The sequence below is a fragment of the Streptomyces antnestii genome, from assembly GCF_004005495.1.
In the GTDB taxonomy this organism is placed as follows: domain Bacteria; phylum Actinomycetota; class Actinomycetes; order Streptomycetales; family Streptomycetaceae; genus Streptomyces; species Streptomyces antnestii.
This window is the reverse complement of record NZ_RZYA01000005.1, coordinates 94,496-110,365: the sequence shown is the minus strand read 5'-3', so window position 1 is coordinate 110,365 and position 15,870 is coordinate 94,496. Positions and strand designations below refer to the sequence as shown.

General features: G+C 73.5%; 12 protein-coding genes. 6 read left to right on the top strand and 6 right to left on the bottom strand.

Annotated elements, in window-relative coordinates; all coding sequences use genetic code 11:
- Positions 1–52: 52 nt before the first annotated feature.
- A complete protein-coding gene (locus EOT10_RS12950) occupies positions 53–3,316 on the top strand; it encodes an ATP-binding protein (RefSeq protein WP_127828312.1) in 3,264 nt (1,087 codons plus the stop codon).
- Here the strand turns inward: EOT10_RS12950 and EOT10_RS12945 are convergent.
- From EOT10_RS12945 to EOT10_RS12925, 5 genes are all read right to left on the bottom strand, one after another.
- A complete protein-coding gene (locus EOT10_RS12945; RefSeq protein WP_127828311.1) occupies positions 3,313–4,575 on the bottom strand; it encodes an MFS transporter in 1,263 nt (420 codons plus the stop codon). The genes EOT10_RS12950 and EOT10_RS12945 overlap by 4 nt on opposite strands.
- Positions 4,576–4,580: 5 nt before the next feature.
- The gene (locus tag EOT10_RS12940; RefSeq protein WP_488803549.1) at positions 4,581–6,026 is read right to left on the bottom strand and encodes a CitMHS family transporter; all 1,446 of its coding nucleotides are present in this window, start codon (positions 6,024–6,026) and stop codon (positions 4,581–4,583) included.
- A 115-nt stretch (positions 6,027–6,141) separates the two neighbouring features.
- Positions 6,142–8,370, bottom strand: a complete 2,229-nt coding sequence (locus tag EOT10_RS12935; RefSeq protein ID WP_127828309.1) for a molybdopterin oxidoreductase family protein — start codon at positions 8,368–8,370, stop codon at positions 6,142–6,144.
- 93 nt (positions 8,371–8,463) lie between these two features.
- Positions 8,464–9,081 carry a TetR/AcrR family transcriptional regulator gene (locus tag EOT10_RS12930; protein ID WP_127828308.1) on the bottom strand — a complete coding sequence of 206 codons (618 nt, stop codon included), beginning with the start codon at positions 9,079–9,081 and terminating at the stop codon, positions 8,464–8,466.
- Positions 9,082–9,131: 50 nt separating this feature from the next.
- Entirely contained in the window at positions 9,132–9,674 is a 543-nt protein-coding gene (locus tag EOT10_RS12925) for a hypothetical protein (RefSeq protein ID WP_127828307.1), read from the bottom strand.
- A gap of 100 nt (positions 9,675–9,774) precedes the next feature.
- Between EOT10_RS12925 and hmgA the strand changes: the two genes are divergently transcribed.
- The 3 genes from hmgA (at position 9,775) to EOT10_RS12910 (ending at position 13,316) form a co-directional block, all read left to right on the top strand.
- Positions 9,775–11,112 (top strand): homogentisate 1,2-dioxygenase, encoded by a 1,338-nt coding sequence (gene hmgA, locus EOT10_RS12920; RefSeq protein WP_127828306.1) that lies wholly within the window; start codon positions 9,775–9,777, stop codon positions 11,110–11,112.
- Positions 11,113–11,333: 221 nt separating this feature from the next.
- Positions 11,334–12,083 carry a GntR family transcriptional regulator gene (locus EOT10_RS12915; protein ID WP_127828305.1) on the top strand — a complete coding sequence of 250 codons (750 nt, stop codon included), beginning with the start codon at positions 11,334–11,336 and terminating at the stop codon, positions 12,081–12,083.
- A gap of 12 nt (positions 12,084–12,095) precedes the next feature.
- Complete coding sequence (locus EOT10_RS12910; RefSeq protein ID WP_127828304.1) at positions 12,096–13,316, top strand: type ISP restriction/modification enzyme; 1,221 nt, start codon at positions 12,096–12,098, stop codon at positions 13,314–13,316.
- A 2-nt stretch (positions 13,317–13,318) separates the two neighbouring features.
- On the opposite strand, the gene EOT10_RS12905 is transcribed toward EOT10_RS12910, so the two are convergent.
- Positions 13,319–14,029, bottom strand: coding sequence for a TetR/AcrR family transcriptional regulator C-terminal domain-containing protein (locus tag EOT10_RS12905; RefSeq protein WP_127828303.1), 711 nt, complete (start codon positions 14,027–14,029; stop codon positions 13,319–13,321).
- 63 nt (positions 14,030–14,092) lie between these two features.
- Between EOT10_RS12905 and EOT10_RS12900 the strand changes: the two genes are divergently transcribed.
- Positions 14,093–15,076 carry an ATP-binding cassette domain-containing protein gene (locus EOT10_RS12900; protein WP_127828302.1) on the top strand — a complete coding sequence of 328 codons (984 nt, stop codon included), beginning with the start codon at positions 14,093–14,095 and terminating at the stop codon, positions 15,074–15,076.
- Positions 15,076–15,861 carry an ABC transporter permease gene (locus tag EOT10_RS12895; RefSeq protein WP_127828301.1) on the top strand — a complete coding sequence of 262 codons (786 nt, stop codon included), beginning with the start codon at positions 15,076–15,078 and terminating at the stop codon, positions 15,859–15,861. The genes EOT10_RS12900 and EOT10_RS12895 overlap by 1 nt, the downstream gene beginning before the upstream one ends.
- The last annotated feature ends 9 nt before the right edge of the window (positions 15,862–15,870 follow it).

The window sequence follows — 15,870 nt, the reverse complement described above, 5'->3', positions numbered from 1 at the left end:
CCTCGGCCGGGGCCTGTGGTCTGCCCGGAGAAGGCGGTTAAAGTGCGCCCTTATGGGCGCGGACGACACGGACCACGGCACAGAATCCGCTCCTCCACTGCTGCGCCTGCACCTTTTCGGCGGGTTCCGGGCGACTCGCGACAGCGGGCCCGAACTCGCCGAGCGGTGGCCGCGCCCCAGCGCCCGCGCCCTCGTCAAACTCCTCGCCGTCTCCCCCGGCCACAGCCTGCACCGCGAACAGGCCATGGACATCTGCTGGCCGGACGCCGACGCGTCCGCCGCGCTCGGCAGTCTGCGCGTCGCCCTGCACGCCGCGCGCCGTGCCCTCGAACCGGAACTCGCGCCGCGCGCCACATCCTCGTATCTCACCGCCGACGGGGCGCTGTTGCGACTCGATCCGCGCACGGTGTGGATCGACGCGGACCACGCGGAACGCCTGGCGCACCAGGCACTCGACTCGGGTTCGTCGCACCGGCTGGCCGCCGCGCTCGACGCCTTCACCGGCGAACTGCTCCCCGAGGACCGGTACGCGCCCTGGGCCGAGGCACGGCGCGAGCAACTGGCCGTGGTGTCCGAGCGGCTGCGCATCGCGCTCGCGGAGGCGCTGCTCGACGAGGGGGCGCCCGAGGAGGCGGCGGCGGTCGCCCGGCGGGCCCTGGACGAGAACCCGGCCGACGAGCGCGCCCATCAGCTCCTGATCGGCGCGTATCTGCGGCAGGGGCTGCGGCGGCAGGCGGTGCGCCAGTTCCACGCCTGCCGGGAGTCCCTGGACGCCGAACTCGGGGTGCGTCCGGGCCCGGAGACCGAGCGTCTGCATCTGCTCGCCCTCGACGGCGGAGCCACCACCGCCCCGGTCGCACGGCCCGCCGGGGGCTTCGCTCCGCCCGCCGTGCTGCGCGGCCCGGCCCCCGCGCCTCTTCGCGGGCGCGAGGCGGCGCTCGCCCTGCTGCTCGCACCCGACGCGCCGCCCGTGCAACTCGTGGGCGGCGAGGCGGGACTCGGCAAGACACGGCTCGTGACGGAGGCGGCGCTGCGGGCGGCGGGCGAGGGGGCGGCCGTGCTGTGGGGAGCGGGGCACGACGCCGAGGGGCACACGCCGTTCGGGGCGTTCGTGGAGGCGCTGGACGGCTGGCTCGCGGACCGGCCGCCCGCCGAGCGCGCCGGGGCCGGCGCCGAATATCCCGAACTTGCCTCGCTCCTCCCCTCGTTGGGCCTGGCGGGCGGCGGTGCGCGGCGCAGCCCGGAGGAGGAGCGGGAACGGCTCTTCCGGGCGGCGGCGGGCCTGCTCGGCGACCTCGCCCGGACCGCGCCCGTCCTCGTCGTCCTCGACGATCTGCACGCGGCCGACGCGGGCTCGTTCCAGCTGCTCGGGCATCTGGCGCGGCGGGCCAGGACGGCCCGCGGCCCCCTGCGCTTCGTGGTGACGTACCGGGCGGAGGAACTCACCGAGACGGATCCCCGCCGCCCGGGCCTCGACTCGCTCGTGCGGCAGGGGCTCGCCCGCCCGGTGGACCTGGAACGGCTCGGGCGCGCCGACTGCCTGACCCTCGCCGCCGACGCGCTCGGCCTGCCGGCCGGGGCGAGCGTCCCGGAACGGGTGTGGGACCTGTCCCTCGGCAACCCGCTGTTCGCGCTCGAACTGGCCCGCGCGTACGGAGACGGCCGCGACGGTCCCGGCGCGGACGGCGGCGACCCGGAGCGGCGGACGCCGTCCGGCGTACGGCAGTTGGTGGCCGCGCGGCTCGCGGGGCTCGGGCCCGCCGCGCGCCGGGTCGTGGAGGCCGTGGCCGTGGCCGGCGGGGACGCGGCGCTCGCCGAGGTCCTCGACGTGGCGAGCGCCGGCCTCCACCCGTCCCTCTCCGTCGCCGAGGCGACGGCCGGCGCCGACGCGGCCGTCGCGGCGTCGGTCCTCGCCGAACGGGACGTCGTCGCCGACGGACGCGGCGTCCCCGGCCTCACCTTCCGCCACCCGCTGGTCCGCCTGACCTGCTACGAACGCCTCTCGGCCGCCCGCCGCCGACTCCTGCACTCCGCCTACGCGGAAGCCGTGCTGCGACGCAGGCCCGACGCCGTGGACACCCTCGCCGCGCATCTGACACGCGCCGGCGACCCGCGCGCCACCGGCTATCTCCGGCAGGCAGCCGAGCGCGCCGCCGCCCTGTGCGCGAACGACACGGCCGACCACTACTACGCCCAGCTCACCGACCGGCTCGACGCGTTCGCCGCCGAGTCGGCGAAGGCAAGGATCGACCGGGCGGCCGTGCTGCGCCGCATGGCCCGCTACGACGACGCGGCACGCATACTGCGCGAGGCCCTCGACGACCTGGCGCGCCACGGTGACGAGGACGGCCGGGTCCTTGCCGCCGCCCGGCTCGCCGAGGTCCTCGCGAAGACCCGGTCCACGGAGGAGGGGTTCGCGCTCCTCGACGGGGCGCGGCCCTCCCCGGACACCTCCCCCGAGGCGGCCAACGCGCACCATCTCGCCCGCTCCGTCCTGTGCTTCGTCACCGGGCGCTACCCGGAGGCCGTCACGGCGGGAGAAGCCGCGCACGAGGCGGCGCTCCTGGTGACCGGGCCCGAACAGCGCGGGCTGCTCGCGCGCTCCCTCGCCACGCAGGCCACGTCGCTGGCCCTCGCCGGACGGTTCGCGCGGGCCAGGACCGTGGCCGACCGGGCGCTGCCGCACGCGGAGGCGTACGGGGATCCGCAGCTGCTCGGCTCGGTCCTCTCCGTCCTGCGCGAGCACGCGCGCAGGTCGGGCCGCCTGCGGGAGGCCGTCGCGACGGGCGAGCGCGCCCTCGCCCTCGCCGAGCGGTCCGGCGACCCGACGGCGGCGGCCTTCGAGCGGGCCAACCTCGCCGAGATCCATCTGCTCCTGGAGGAGTTCGACGCGGCGCACGACCTCGCGCGGGACGCCGTACGCGAGTCGGAGCCGCACACCGGGTGGTGCGCGCCGTACGCCCTCGCCGCGCTCGCGCGGGTACGGATGCGGTCGGGTGACGCCGGGTCCTGCGCGAACCTCCTTGACCACGCGGGGCGTACCGCCGACGCGCAGGGCGACCGGCAGGCACAGCAGGAAGTGCGGCTCGCGCGGGCCGAGTTGTGCGTGCGCCGGGGCGAGCCCGAAGCCGCGCTCACGCTGCTGGCCGGGGCGTCCGACGCGGGGCATCTCCCGGCCTGGGCCCATCTGGAGGCGGGCCGCCCCGCGGAGGCGGGTTCGCTGGCCCTCGCGGAGGCGACGCGGGCGCGGGAGGCGGGGGAACTGCTGGCGGAGGGGGAGGCGCTCGCCGTGTGGGAACGGGCTGCCCGGGGCTAGGGTTTGGTTCTTTCTCCCCCAGCCCGCCCCTTCCCGAAATACCTGGGGCTCCGCCCCAGACCCCGCTCCTCAAACGCCGGAGGGGCTGAATTCCTCCGTACCCCCACCCCCGCCGCCCCCACAAGCAACGCGCCCAGCATCAGGAACGGCGCCGCGACCCCCGCGACCCCCGCCACGAGCCCCGCCGCCGCCGGCGCGGCCACCTGCCCCAGGCGGTTGCCCGTGAGGCGCAGGGCGAGGGCCGTGGACCGCGCGTCGTCCGGCGCCGCCTGCACCACCGTCGTCATCGACAACGGCTGCCCCACCCCCAGACAGAACCCGAGCACGGCGAGCATCAGGCCGAGCCCCCACACCGGCACGGGCAGCGCGATCCCCGCACACACCACCCCCGCCACCAGACACGTGGTCGCAAGAAGTGCCGCCCGCCCGAGCCACCGCAGCATCGGCGTCATGACGAGCCGGCAGGCGATCGTGGCGGCCGCCCGCAGGCTCAGCAGCAGGCCGACGACGGACGGCGCGATCCCCCGGTGCTCGCCGACGACGGCCAGGTACGCCGTGAGGATGTCCGTCGCGGACAGCACGGCGAGGGAGATGAAGATGCCGCCGGGCACACCCCGCGTACGCAGAATGCGGCCGACGGGGACGCGCGGCCCGCCGGGTGCGGCAGCCCCCGTCCCCGTACGCGCGTGCTCGATGCGCCACAGCGACGTGAAGGAGACCGCGGCGACGACGGCCGCGACGACCAGCGCGAACGCGCTCGTGGATGCCAGCCGCGGCCCCCCGATGAGCGCGCCGGCCGCGATCGGCCCGATGAGCTGCCCCAGGGACGCGCCGATCGTGAAGTGCCCGAAGTTACGGTCCTGTTCGGCCGGGGCGGACTGCCGGGCGACGATCGACTGCGCGCCGATCACGAACGACAGATGGCCGAGCCCCATCACCCCGCTCCAGGCGGCGAGCGCGCCGAGGGAGTGCGCCGTGCCGCTGAGCGCGCAGCCACCGGCGATGAGGACGACACCGACGGGCAGCAGGGGCGCGCACCGGCCGTGGTCGGTGCGGCGGCCGAGCGGTACGGCCGCGAACAGCGGAAGGAGCGCGTACACGCCCGCGATCACACCGATCGCGCGCTCGTCCGCGCCCAGCGAGAGAGCCCGGTAGGAGACGGCGGGCCGCGCCATCGACACCGCCCCCTGCGCGAAGCTGAAGGCGATGACGAGGCGGAGCAGCCAGCTTCTCCTGCCGGGCTCTGTCGTGAGGCTCATCGGGGTCAGATGATCCCGAAGAGGAGTCCTGCGCCGAGGATCACCAGAGCGGTGAGAGCGGCCCATTTGACGGTGAACTTCGTGTGGTCGCCGAACTCGACCTTGGCCATGCCCACGAGGACGAAGACGGCGGGGACGAGCGGGCTCGACATGTGCAGCGGCTGGCCGATGAGGGAGGCGCGGGCGATCTCCAGGGTGGAGACACCGTGCGCCTGACCGGCCTCGGCGAGGACGGGCAGGATGCCGAAGTAGAAGCCGTCGTTCGACATGAAGTACGTGAACGGGATGGACAGGACGCCGGTGACCAGGGCCATGTGCGGGCCCATCCAGTCGGGGATGCCGCCGACGACCCACTTGGCCATGTGGTCGACCATGCCGGTGCCCTGGAGGACGCCGGTGAAGACGGCGGCGGCGAAGACCATGCCGGAGACGTTCAGGACGTTCTCGGCGTGGGCGGCGATGCGGGCCTTCTGGTCGGGCATGTGCGGGAAGTTCACCGTGAGGGCGAGCGCGGCGCCGAGGATGAACAGGACCGGGATCGGCAGCCACTCCATGATCATGGCGGTCAGCAGGGTGACCGTCATGAGCGCGTTGAACCAGTAGAGCTTGGGGCGCAGGGTGGCGCGCTTCGGGTCGAGCGCCGAGAAGGTCTCGCCCTCCTCGTTCTGGTACGAGGGCGCGTCCGCGCCGGAGCCGGAACCCGAGCCGCCGGAAGCCTTGTTACCGGCACCGGCACCAGAACCCGCACCCGCACCCGCACCGACGAGGACCTTCGCGTCGGACGACTCCGTGACCGTCTCCGTGACCGCGTCCAGCGAGAGGTAACCGAGGCGCTTGCGCTCACGGCGGCCCAGGACGTAGGCGAGGGCGAAGACGAAGACCAGACCGACGGCGAGCGCCGGGATCATCGGCACGAAGATGTCGCTGGCGTCGAGCTTCAGCGCGGTCGCGGCGCGGGCCGTGGGGCCGCCCCAGGGCAGCGTGTTCATGACGCCGTTGGCGGTCGCGGCGACACCGGTCATCACGATCAGGCTCATCTTGAGGCGCTTGTACAGCGGGTACATCGCCGAGACCGTGATCATGAAGGTGGTCGAGCCGTCGCCGTCGAGGGAGACGATCGCCGCGAGGACGGCCGTGCCGACGACGATGCGGACCGGGTCGGCCTTGGCGAAGCGCAGGATGGCCCGCACGATCGGGTCGAAGAGGCCGACGTCGATCATCACGCCGAAGTAGACGATGGCGAACATCAGCATCGCGGCCGTCGGCGCGAGATCGCCGATGCCCGTGACGACGTAGTCGCCGAGCTTGGCTCCCTTGCCCACGAAGACGCAGAAGAGAGCCGGAATGAGCACGAGCGCCGCGATCGGCGACACCTTCTTCATCATGATCAGCACCAGGAAGGTGGCGATCATGACGAATCCGAGGATCGTCAGCATGGGGTGGGTTCCTATCGTTCGCCGTCGAACTTTTGAACTTCGCCTGGGGAGGCGGTCAGCGAGACGTTAGGGCGCGCGCTCAAGCGTTAACAAGATGTTGACATGCGAGCAATAAGCGCAGAACTCCAGGTCACAGGCTTGGGTGTACGTCGACGGGGATTCCGTTGAGCACGGCGTTGCCGGAGAGCGGGTCGAGGAGGGTGCCGTCGAGGAGCTGGTTGACGTTGACTCCGGGGTCCTGGGCGGCGACGGTCAGGCGCGTGCCGGGCCGGTCGTGGCCCCAGCCGTGGGGCAGGCTGACGACTCCCCGGCGTACGGCGTCGGTGACCTCGACCGGGGCGGCGACCTGCCCCCCGGCCGACCGCACGAGCGCGGGCAGCCCGTCCGTGAGGCCGAGGCGGGCCGCGTCGTCGGGGTGGACGTGCAGGGTGCAGCGGTTGGATCCGCCGGTGAGGGCGGGGATGTTGTGCATCCAGCTGTTGTTGGAGCGCAGATGGCGGCGGCCGACGAGGACGAGGCCGTCCTGTCGGGTGTCCAGGGCGGCGCGCAGGCGCGGCAGGTCGTCGGCGATGGGCGCGGGCAGGAGTTCGATCCGGCCGGAACGGGTCTTCAGGTTGGCGGGGATACGGGGCTTCAGCGGACCCAGGTCGATGCCATGCGGGTGGTCGAGGAGCCGGGCGAGGGTGAGCCCGTCGGGCTGTGCGCCGAAGCCGTCGCCGTAGGGGCCGAGGCGGAGCATCAGGTCGAGGCGGCGCTCGGGTCCGCTCTCGCCGGTGAGCCGCACGGCGAGGTCGGCGGGGTCGCGGCCGTGGACGGCGGAGTGCGGGTCGGCGACGGCCTTGGCGAGGTTCCGGTCGATCACCATGGCGTCGACGGCGGCGGGGTCGGCGCCGTGCATGCCGGTCGCGGCGAGGACGAGGCGGGCCAGGATCTCGGTCTCCGCCATGCGGCCCTCGTCGAGGGGGACGGCGGGGCGCGTGTAGCGGACCTGGTTGCGCACGGCGAGCGTGTTGAAGGCGAAGTCGTGGTGGGCGCTGCGGGACGGCGGGGGCGGCGGCAGGACGACGTGTGCGTGGCGCGAGGTCTCGTTCAGGTAGGGGTCGACGCTGACCATGAAGTCGAGGGAGTCGAGCGCGCGGTCGAGACGGTCGCCGTCGGGTGCGGACAGGACGGGGTTGGCGGCGATGGCGATCACGGCGCGGACGGCGCCGTCGCCCGGGGTGTCGATCTCCTCGGCGAGCGCGGCGAGGGGCAGCTCCCCCTTGGCCTCGGGGTGGCCGCTGACCCTGCTCCGCCAGCGGCCGAGCGTGAACCCCTTGCCGGGGGTGGCGGGCCGCGGTGCGCGGTCGGTGGCGGCGAGCGGGAAGAGGGCGCCGCCGGGCCGGTCGAGGTTGCCGGTGAGGATGTTCAGTACGTCGACGAGCCAGCTGGTGAGCGTGCCGAAGGTGACGGTGCTGCTGCCGATGCGGCCGTATACGGCGGCGGTGGGCGCGGCGGCGAGGTCGCGGGCGAGCTGCCGGATGACGCCGGCGTCGATGTCGCAGTGCGCGGACACGGCTTCGGGGGTGAAGTCCCGTACGGCGTCGGCGAGTTCGTCGAGTCCTTCGAGGTGTCCCGTCAGGTGGGGGCCGGGGTCGGCGAGCTTCTCGTCGAACAGGACGTGCGTCATGGCGGCGAGGAGGAGCGCGTCGGTGCCGGGCCTGATCGCGAGGTGCCGGTCGGCGAGCCGGGCCGTGCGGGTGGTGCGCGGGTCGATGACGGTCAGGGTGCCGCCACGGGCGCGCAGGGCCTTGAGCTTGCCGGGGAAGTCGGGGGCGGTGCACAGGCTGCCGTTGGACTCCAGGGGATTGGCGCCGATGAGGAGCAGATGGCCGGTCCGGTCGAGGTCGGGCACAGGAATGGCATTGGCGTCGCCGAAGAGGAGTCCGCTGGAGACGTGTTTGGGCATCTGGTCGACGGTGCTGGCGGTGAACAGGCTGCGGGTGCCGAGGGCGCCGAGGAGGACGGGCGGGTAGAGGGCACCGGCCATGGTGTGCACGTTCGGGTTGCCGAGGACGACGCCGACGGCGTGCGGCCCGTACGTCTCGATGAGGGGCCGCAGGCCTTCGGCGACGGCGTCGAACGCCTCGTCCCAGCTCGCCTCCTGGAGGCGGCCGTTCCGCCGCACCAGGGGTCCGGTGAGCCGGTCGGGGTCGGCGTCGGCGGCACCGAAGGAGGCGCCCTTCGGGCAGATGAAGCCCCGGCTGAACACGTCGTCGCGGTCGCCTCGCGCGCCGGTCACCCGCGTCCCCTCGATGGTGAGGGTGAGCCCGCAGGTGGCTTCGCAGAGCGGGCAGATGCGGAGGGCGGTACGGGACATGGGTACTCCCCTGGCGGGCGGCGGTACGCACGGACACCGCGAGGATACCGACCGGTAGGCATGTTGGGCAGTCCTTGCCCATGAACCTGTCCCTCAGTCCAACACCCTTGCCAGATAGGCGTGGAGCAGTTCCCGCGTCTCCGCGATGACGCCCTCGTCGCCCGCCGGGTCGAGCCGGAAGGCGAGTCTGACCAGGGCGTCCGCCGACTCGACGGCGACCAGGAACGAACGGCGCAGGGTGGCGTCGGGGGTGCGGCCGAGGTGACCGGCGAGCAGTCCGGTCAGGCGCTCGACGAGGACATGGTTGGGGTCGGCGTCGGGTGCGCCGACGGGGATCTGGTTGCCGAAGTCGATGAGGGAGAAGCCGGGGGCCGTGCGCTTCATGGCGAGGTACTCGTCGAGGACGGCGTCCATCGCGGCCCGCCAGTCGCCCTCGGGGATCAACGTCATCCGCTCGGTGATCCGCTCGGCGTAGCGCGCCAGGTTGCGCTCGGCGAGGGCGGCGACGAGGGCGCGCTTGTTGCCGAAGAAGCGGTACACGGAGCCGATGGGCACGCCTGCGCGGCCCGCCACGTCCCGGGTGCTGAGCGCCTCGTAGCCGCCCTCGTCGAGCAGTTGGGCGCAGGAGTCGAGTATCCGGCTGAGGCGTTCGGCGCTGCGCTGCTGGACGGGCGCGCGGCGCAGGGATGCCGGGTGGGGTACGGGGTCCATCGGTATCGGGTCCATCGGTACGGGGTCAATCGGTACGGGGTCCATGGCCGTCACTTGCTCCCCGTGCCGGTGGCGTCGGGCGTGGTGTCCGCGCCCGACGCCGTGAGGTCCGCGGTCGCCTCGACGGGCCGGCCCTCGACGGCCCACACCGTGCGGTCGTCGGCGTAGAGGCGGGCGGTCACGTGGTGGGTGCCCCGGGTGACGCGGGTCAGGGGCAGGCGGTACCCGTCGGCGCGCAGCCGGGCGACCGGCCTGCCGTCGAGGTACAGCTGGGCGTAGCCGTGCCCGGCGACGGCGGACCCGGGGGCCGTGCGGGCGGGGCTGAAGCTGAAGCGGCGCAGGGCGAGCCGGACGTCCCAGCCCTTTCCGGTGTCGGTCGTCACCTCGACCCCGACTTCCGGTGCGTCCTGTTGGTCGATCTGTCGATAGCGGTGCCCCTCCTCGTCGGCCGTCTCCAGGAGCCGGCCGACCTGTCGCGGCGCGTGGCCGCCTCCTCCGCCGCAGGCCACGACGCCCACGAGCACGGCGCAGAGCGCGAGGGCGGCGAAGAGTGCCACCCGCATCCACGACAGGCCCGGCGTCGTCCACGGCATTCCCCGGAGAGTAGAGGACTGTTCAGCTCCGCGGGCCCCCTTGCGCGAGGAAAACAGGAATCCTACGGTTAAGCATAGGAATCAGGGACGAGGGAGCGACATGCGTGACGTGAGGAAGACCGCCGAGGGGCTCGCCCACCTCTCGGGCTTCGGCAACGAGCACAGCTCGGAGGCGGTGCCCGGCGCCCTGCCCGACGGCCGCAACTCGCCGCAGCGCGCCCCGCTCGGCCTCTACGCGGAGCAGTTGAGCGGCACCGCGTTCACCGAGCCGCGGGCGCAGAACCGGCGTTCGTGGCTGTACCGGATCCGCCCCTCGGCCGCGCACCCGGCGTTCGTGCGCACGGACAACGGCGCGCTCCGCACCGGCCCCTTCACCGAGTCGGTCCCCGACCCCAACCGGCTGCGCTGGAACCCGCTGCCCGAGCCGGCACCCGGCACGGACTTCCTGGCGGGCCTGTGGACGGTCGGCGGGAACGGTGACGCGAGCCGGCGCGAGGGCATGGCCGTGCACCTCTACCACGCCAACTCCTCCATGACGGACCGGGTGTTCAGCGACGCGGACGGCGAGCTGCTGATCGTCCCCGAGCGCGGCGGCCTGCTGCTGCGCACCGAGTTCGGCCTGCTGGCCGTCGAGCCGGGCCACATCGCGCTCGTCCCGCGCGGCGTCCGCTTCGGCGTCGACCTTCTCGACACTGTGCCGGACGGCGGGCAGAGCCCGACCGCCCGCGGCTACGTGTGCGAGAACTACGGCGCCCCCTTCCGCCTCCCCGACCTCGGCCCGATCGGCGCCAACGGCCTGGCGAACGCCCGGGACTTCAGGGCCCCCGTCGCCGCGTACGAGGACACCGAGGGACCGGTGGAGGTGGTGAACAAGTTCTGCGGAAACCTCTGGACCGCCACCTACGACCACTCGCCGCTCGACGTCGTCGCCTGGCACGGCAACCATGTTCCGTACGCGTACGACCTGCGTCGCTTCAACGCCGTCGGGTCGATCAGCTACGACCACCCGGACCCGTCGATCTTCACGGTCCTGACGTCGCCCAGCGACACCCCGGGGCTCGCGGGCGTGGACTTCGTGGTGTTCGCGCCGCGCTGGCTGGTCGGCGAGGACACGTTCCGGCCGCCGTACTTCCACCGGAACGTCATGAGCGAGTACATGGGCCTGATCGAGGGGGCGTACGACGCGAAGGCCGAAGGGTTTGTGCCGGGCGGTGGTTCGCTGCACAACATGATGTCCGCGCACGGGCCCGACCGGGAGACGTTCGACAAGGCCAGCGCGGCGGAGCTGCGTCCGCAGAAGATCGATGACGGCCTTGCGTTCATGTTCGAGACGCGCTGGCCGGTGTCGCTGGCGCGACAGGCCGCGGAGGCGGGGCACCTGCAGCGCGGCTACGACGACGTGTGGCGGGGGCTTGAGCGGCATTTCGGGCGCGGGTGAGCGGGGGCTGGTCGCGCCCCGCGGCGGAGCCGCTAATAGACACAGCCCCGCGCCCCTGAGATGCGCACTGCGTGCGGCATCTCATCGGGGAAGGCTGCGCGCAGCGCATGCCTTTAGGGGCGCGGGGAACTGCGCAACAAGCCCCCACCGGAGCCGCAGACGATTCCCGCCCCCCGGGACCGGCATTGCATCGCGCGCCCGCGACAGATACGGATAACCCCGTGACCTCCTTCGCTCCGGATTCGATCGTCCTGAACCGCAAGCTGCCCCTCTGGTATCAGGTGTCGCAGTCCCTGCGCGCCTCGATACTCGGGCGCTCCCCCGACGACCCGCTGCGCCTGCCCACCGAGGAGCAGCTAGCGGGGCACTACGGGGTGAGCGTCCTGACCATGCGGCAGGCGCTGAAGGAGCTGGAGGACGAGGGGCTCATCACCCGGCACCGCAGGCGCGGCACGTTCATCGAGCCGGACGCGCGCCGTGGCGCGCCCGTGCGGCTGCTCGGGTCGGTCGACGCCATCGTGGCCCAGCAGTCCGGCATGACCACCGAACTGCTCGACCACGGCACGGTGCCGGTGCCTTCGGCGCTCGCCGAGCACTTCCCGGACGCCCGGACCGTGGCGACGTATCACCGGCTGCGCTGCGACGAGAAGACCGGCGAGCCGACGAACCACGCCCGTAACTACATCCGGGCCGACCTCGCCGACCGCGTCGATCTGGACGACCTGGTGCGCTGGCCGATGACGAAGGTGCTGCGCGACGTCGTCGGGGTGCGGATCAGCCGGATCACGGACACCGTCGAGGCCCGGCTCGCGGACCCGGAGACGGCCCGCCTTCTCCAGGTGCCGCTGCTCAGCCCGATCCTGCACTACACGGGCATCACCTACGACGAGGACGGGCAGGCGCTCGACGTCGCCGTCATCCACTACCGCGGCGACCGGTTCTCCTTCACGGTCACCCTCGACGCGCACTGACCGCGTCGTACGATGCCCGGCGTGACGCCCGACAGCCACGCAAGCCTTGTTGACGCGCCGCTGCTCGCGGACCTCGTGCCGTGGTCCGTCCAGCCGCTGCGCCTCGGCCGCACCTGGCCGATGGCGCCGGACCCGGCGTCCCTGAAGGCCCGTTGGGCCGCGTTCGTCCGGGCCACGGGGCCGGACCGCGAGAGGCTGCTCGAACCGAGCCGGGCCCGCACCCTGCGCACGGCCGTCGCGCAACTGCCCGGCCGGCACACGTCGACGGACGATCTGACGCACGCCGAGGGCCCCTGCCCCGACCCCGTCCGTGTGCTGCACGCCCCCTTCGACGAGCAGTGGCTGATACCGGACCACCGGCTGATCGACGCGGCGCGGCCCGAGCTGTGGCGGGTGGCCGACGACAGCCAGCTGTTCCTCGTCGAGCAGGGGTTCGTGCCCGGGGCGGGCGGTCCCGCGGTGCTCGCCTGCGCGATCCTGCCCGAGGGCCGCTCCCCGGCGGGACGCCCCGGCCGCATCCGCCCGCTCTACCGGCGCCCCGGAGGCCGGGAACCCAATGTGACGCCCGGTCTTCTCACGGAGCTCGCGGGACGGTTCGGGCACCCGGTCGAGGCGCGGGACCTGCTCGCCTGGATCCTCGCCGCGGCGCGCCCATCGCCCCAGGGCCCCCGCGTGCCGCTCCCGGACGACGCCGATGTCTGGGCCTCGGGCACGGCGCTCGGCGAGCGGATCCTGTGGCTGCTGCGCCGGGGTGGTGAGGGCGACCGTCCCAAACTCCCCGGCGGCCGCCGCCCGTACGTGCGCGCCCCGCTCCCCGCCTCCCCCGCCGACCTGCTCTACGACCGCGAGGAGGAGGCCCTGCTCGTCGGCGACGGCCGCATCTCCCCCGTCCCGGCCGCGGCCTGGGACTTCCATGTGAGCGGGGTGCGGGTGATCGAGCAGTGGTTCGCCCGCAGAACCGCGGCCCCCGAGCCGGGCACGCTCGCGGCGATCCGCCCCGGCGGCTGGCCGCAGTCCTGGACCTCGGAGCTCCTGGAGATCGTCACGGGCCTGGCGCTGCTCGCCGAACTGCGCCCGCTCCAGGATGAGTTGATCACCGGCTCGACTGCGCTCGTCACGGCGGCCGACCTGCGGCGGGCCCGTGTCCTGCCGCCCGCGCAGACCACGCGACGGCCCGCGTCCGTCCTCGACCACCACGAAGAGGGCCCGGGCGGCCAGTTCGCGCTGATCTGAGGTCAGTCGGTCACGAAACCGTCGAGCGCGCGCCCGAGTGCCCGCTCGAAGGCGGCCTCCAGGTCGACGGGTCCGGTGCTCTCGGCGAACGCGGCGGCCAGGTGCGGGTATTCACCGGTCGAGATCCGGCTCACCAGGTACGCGATCCGCATGCCCTGCTCCTGCTCCTCGGACCACGGCAGCGAACGGGTCCGCTCGGCGGAGGCGATCTCGTTGGCGACGTAGAAGGTCACGACGCCGGTCAGGGACGCGATGAGCTCCATCTTCGTCCCGGCCGGCAGGTCGACCGGTTCGAGGCAGGCCATGCAGTGCTCCAGGTAGCGCAGGGCGTTGGGGCTGAAGCCGTACACGGGTGACATGAGGCGGGGCATCCACGGGTGCCGGTGCATCAGGGCGCGGGCCTGGCGGGCGACGTCGAGCAGGTCGGCGCGCCAGTCACCGGAGGGCGCCGACAGGTCGTACTCGGCGCTCACCGCGTCGACCATGAGCTCGTACAGGTCCTCCTTGCGCGGCACGTAGTTGTAGAGCGACATGGTGCCGCAGCCGAGTTCGCCGGCGACGCGGCGCATCGAGACCGCGTCGATGCCGTCCGCGTCGGCGATCCTGACGGCCGCCGCCGCGATGTCGTTCCTGCTGTACGCGGGTTTCGGGCCACGTCCCGCGCGCTCGGGGCGCGCCCAGATCACTTCGGGTTCGGCCGCTCGGCCCGTCATCGATCATCACCTCGCCCACCATCGTAGTTACGTACAGCGTACGCAGTGCGGTACGGTGACCCCATGACGACTACGTACGCTGTACTTAGTGAAGGTCTGGAGAAGCGCTACGGCTCCGGCGGCCGGGCGGTCCACGCCCTGCGGGGCCTCGACCTGGCCGTCCCCGAGGGCACCGTCTGCGGGCTGCTCGGGCCGAACGGCGCGGGCAAGACGACGGCCGTCCGGGCGCTCACCACCCTCGTACGCCCCGACGCGGGATCCGCGCGCGTCGCGGGCCACGACGTCCTCGCCGACCCCCAGGCCGTGCGCCGCCGGATCGGCGTCACCGGCCAGTACGCGTCGGTCGACGGCGACCTCACCGGGCGCGAGAACCTGCGCCTGTTCGCCCGGCTCCTGCGCGCGCCCCGCACCCGCGCCGACGACCTCCTGGAGCGCTTCGGCCTCACCGGGGCGGCCGACCGCACGGCCCGCACGTACTCGGGCGGGATGCGCCGCCGCCTCGACCTCGCGGCGAGCCTCCTCACCCGCCCCGCCGTCCTGTTCCTGGACGAGCCGACGACCGGCCTCGACCCGCACAGCAGGAACGGCATCTGGGACGCCGTGCGCGAGCTGACCGGCGAGGGCACGACAGTGCTGCTCACCACGCAGTACCTGGAGGAGGCCGACCGGCTGGCCGACTCGGTCGTCCTGATCGACGGCGGCCGCGCCGCCCACCGCGGCACCCCCGCCGAACTCAAGGCCCGGACCGGCAGCTACGCCGAGGTCGTGGTCGCCGAGGACGCGGCCCTGTACGCCGCCGCGGCCGTCCTCGACCAGCTCACCGGCGCCGAACCCACGCTCGATCCGGAGCGCGGGGCGGTCGGCGTGGTGACCCTCGACCCGTCGCTCACGCTCCCCCGCATCGTCCGCGAACTGGACGCGGCGGGCGTACCGGTCGTCGACGCGACACTGCGCCCGCCGACCCTGGACGAGGCGTTCCTGCGGCTCACCGCGGGCCGCGAGCCACACCACTTCACGGGCCCCAACTCCCTTACGGAGGCGACCTGATGACCACCGCGCTCCTCCACGACGGCACGGCGATGCTCGGCCGGCACCTCCAGCGGATCCGGCACGCGCCCGCGATCCTCGTGATGACCCAGACGATGCCGATCGTCTTCCTGCTCTTCTTCGGGTATGTCTTCGGCAGCGCGCTCGCGATGCCCGGCGCGGACTACCGCGCCTTCCTCGTCCCCGGCATGCTCGTCGCGACCGCCGCGAACGGGGTCATGACCGGGATGTTCACGGCGGCCCAGGACTCGCACCGCGGCGTCATGGACCGCTTCCGCACGCTGCCGGTGAGCCGCGCGGCCGTCCCGCTCGGGCAGGCCGTGGCCGACCTCGTGACGACCGCGGCGGGCCTGGTCCCGCTGCTGCTCGTGGGGCTCGCGATGGGCTGGCGGGCGGAGGGCGGCGCGCCCGAAGCCGTGGGCGCCTTCGGCCTGTTGCTGCTGTTCCGGTTCGCCGCGACCTGGGTCGGCATCCTGCTCGGACTCGCGTCCCGGAGCGAGGAGGCGGCGGGCCAGCTCGCCAGTGCCACGTTCATGCTGCCGCTCCTGTCGAACGCGTACATCCCGACGTCCGGATTCCCCTCCTGGGTGCGGGTGATCGCCGAGTGGAACCCGATCAGCGCCGTCGCGACGGCCGTGCGCGAGCTGTTCGGCAACGCCCCCGTGCCGGACGGCGCCTCGTGGCCGGTGGCACACCCGGTGGCCGGATCGCTGGCGTGGTGCGCGGTGCTGCTCGCGCTGTGCGTGCCGCTCACCGTCCGCCGGTACGCGACCGGCGGACGCTGAGCGGACCAC

Excerpts from the sequence above, each read along its gene's own strand:
- EOT10_RS12950 (WP_127828312.1), top strand. The coding sequence starts at position 53 with ATGGGCGCGGACGACACGGACCACGGCACAGAATCCGCTCCTCCACTG.
- EOT10_RS12945 (WP_127828311.1), bottom strand. The coding sequence starts at position 4,575 with ATGAGCCTCACGACAGAGCCCGGCAGGAGAAGCTGGCTGCTCCGCCTC.
- EOT10_RS12935 (WP_127828309.1), bottom strand. The coding sequence starts at position 8,370 with ATGTCCCGTACCGCCCTCCGCATCTGCCCGCTCTGCGAAGCCACCTGC.
- EOT10_RS12930 (WP_127828308.1), bottom strand. The coding sequence starts at position 9,081 with ATGGACCCCGTACCCCACCCGGCATCCCTGCGCCGCGCGCCCGTCCAG.
- EOT10_RS12925 (WP_127828307.1), bottom strand. The coding sequence starts at position 9,674 with ATGCCGTGGACGACGCCGGGCCTGTCGTGGATGCGGGTGGCACTCTTC.
- hmgA (WP_127828306.1), top strand. The coding sequence starts at position 9,775 with ATGCGTGACGTGAGGAAGACCGCCGAGGGGCTCGCCCACCTCTCGGGC.
- EOT10_RS12910 (WP_127828304.1), top strand. The coding sequence starts at position 12,096 with ATGCCCGGCGTGACGCCCGACAGCCACGCAAGCCTTGTTGACGCGCCG.
- EOT10_RS12905 (WP_127828303.1), bottom strand. The coding sequence starts at position 14,029 with ATGACGGGCCGAGCGGCCGAACCCGAAGTGATCTGGGCGCGCCCCGAG.
- EOT10_RS12900 (WP_127828302.1), top strand. The coding sequence starts at position 14,093 with ATGACGACTACGTACGCTGTACTTAGTGAAGGTCTGGAGAAGCGCTAC.
- EOT10_RS12895 (WP_127828301.1), top strand. The coding sequence starts at position 15,076 with ATGACCACCGCGCTCCTCCACGACGGCACGGCGATGCTCGGCCGGCAC.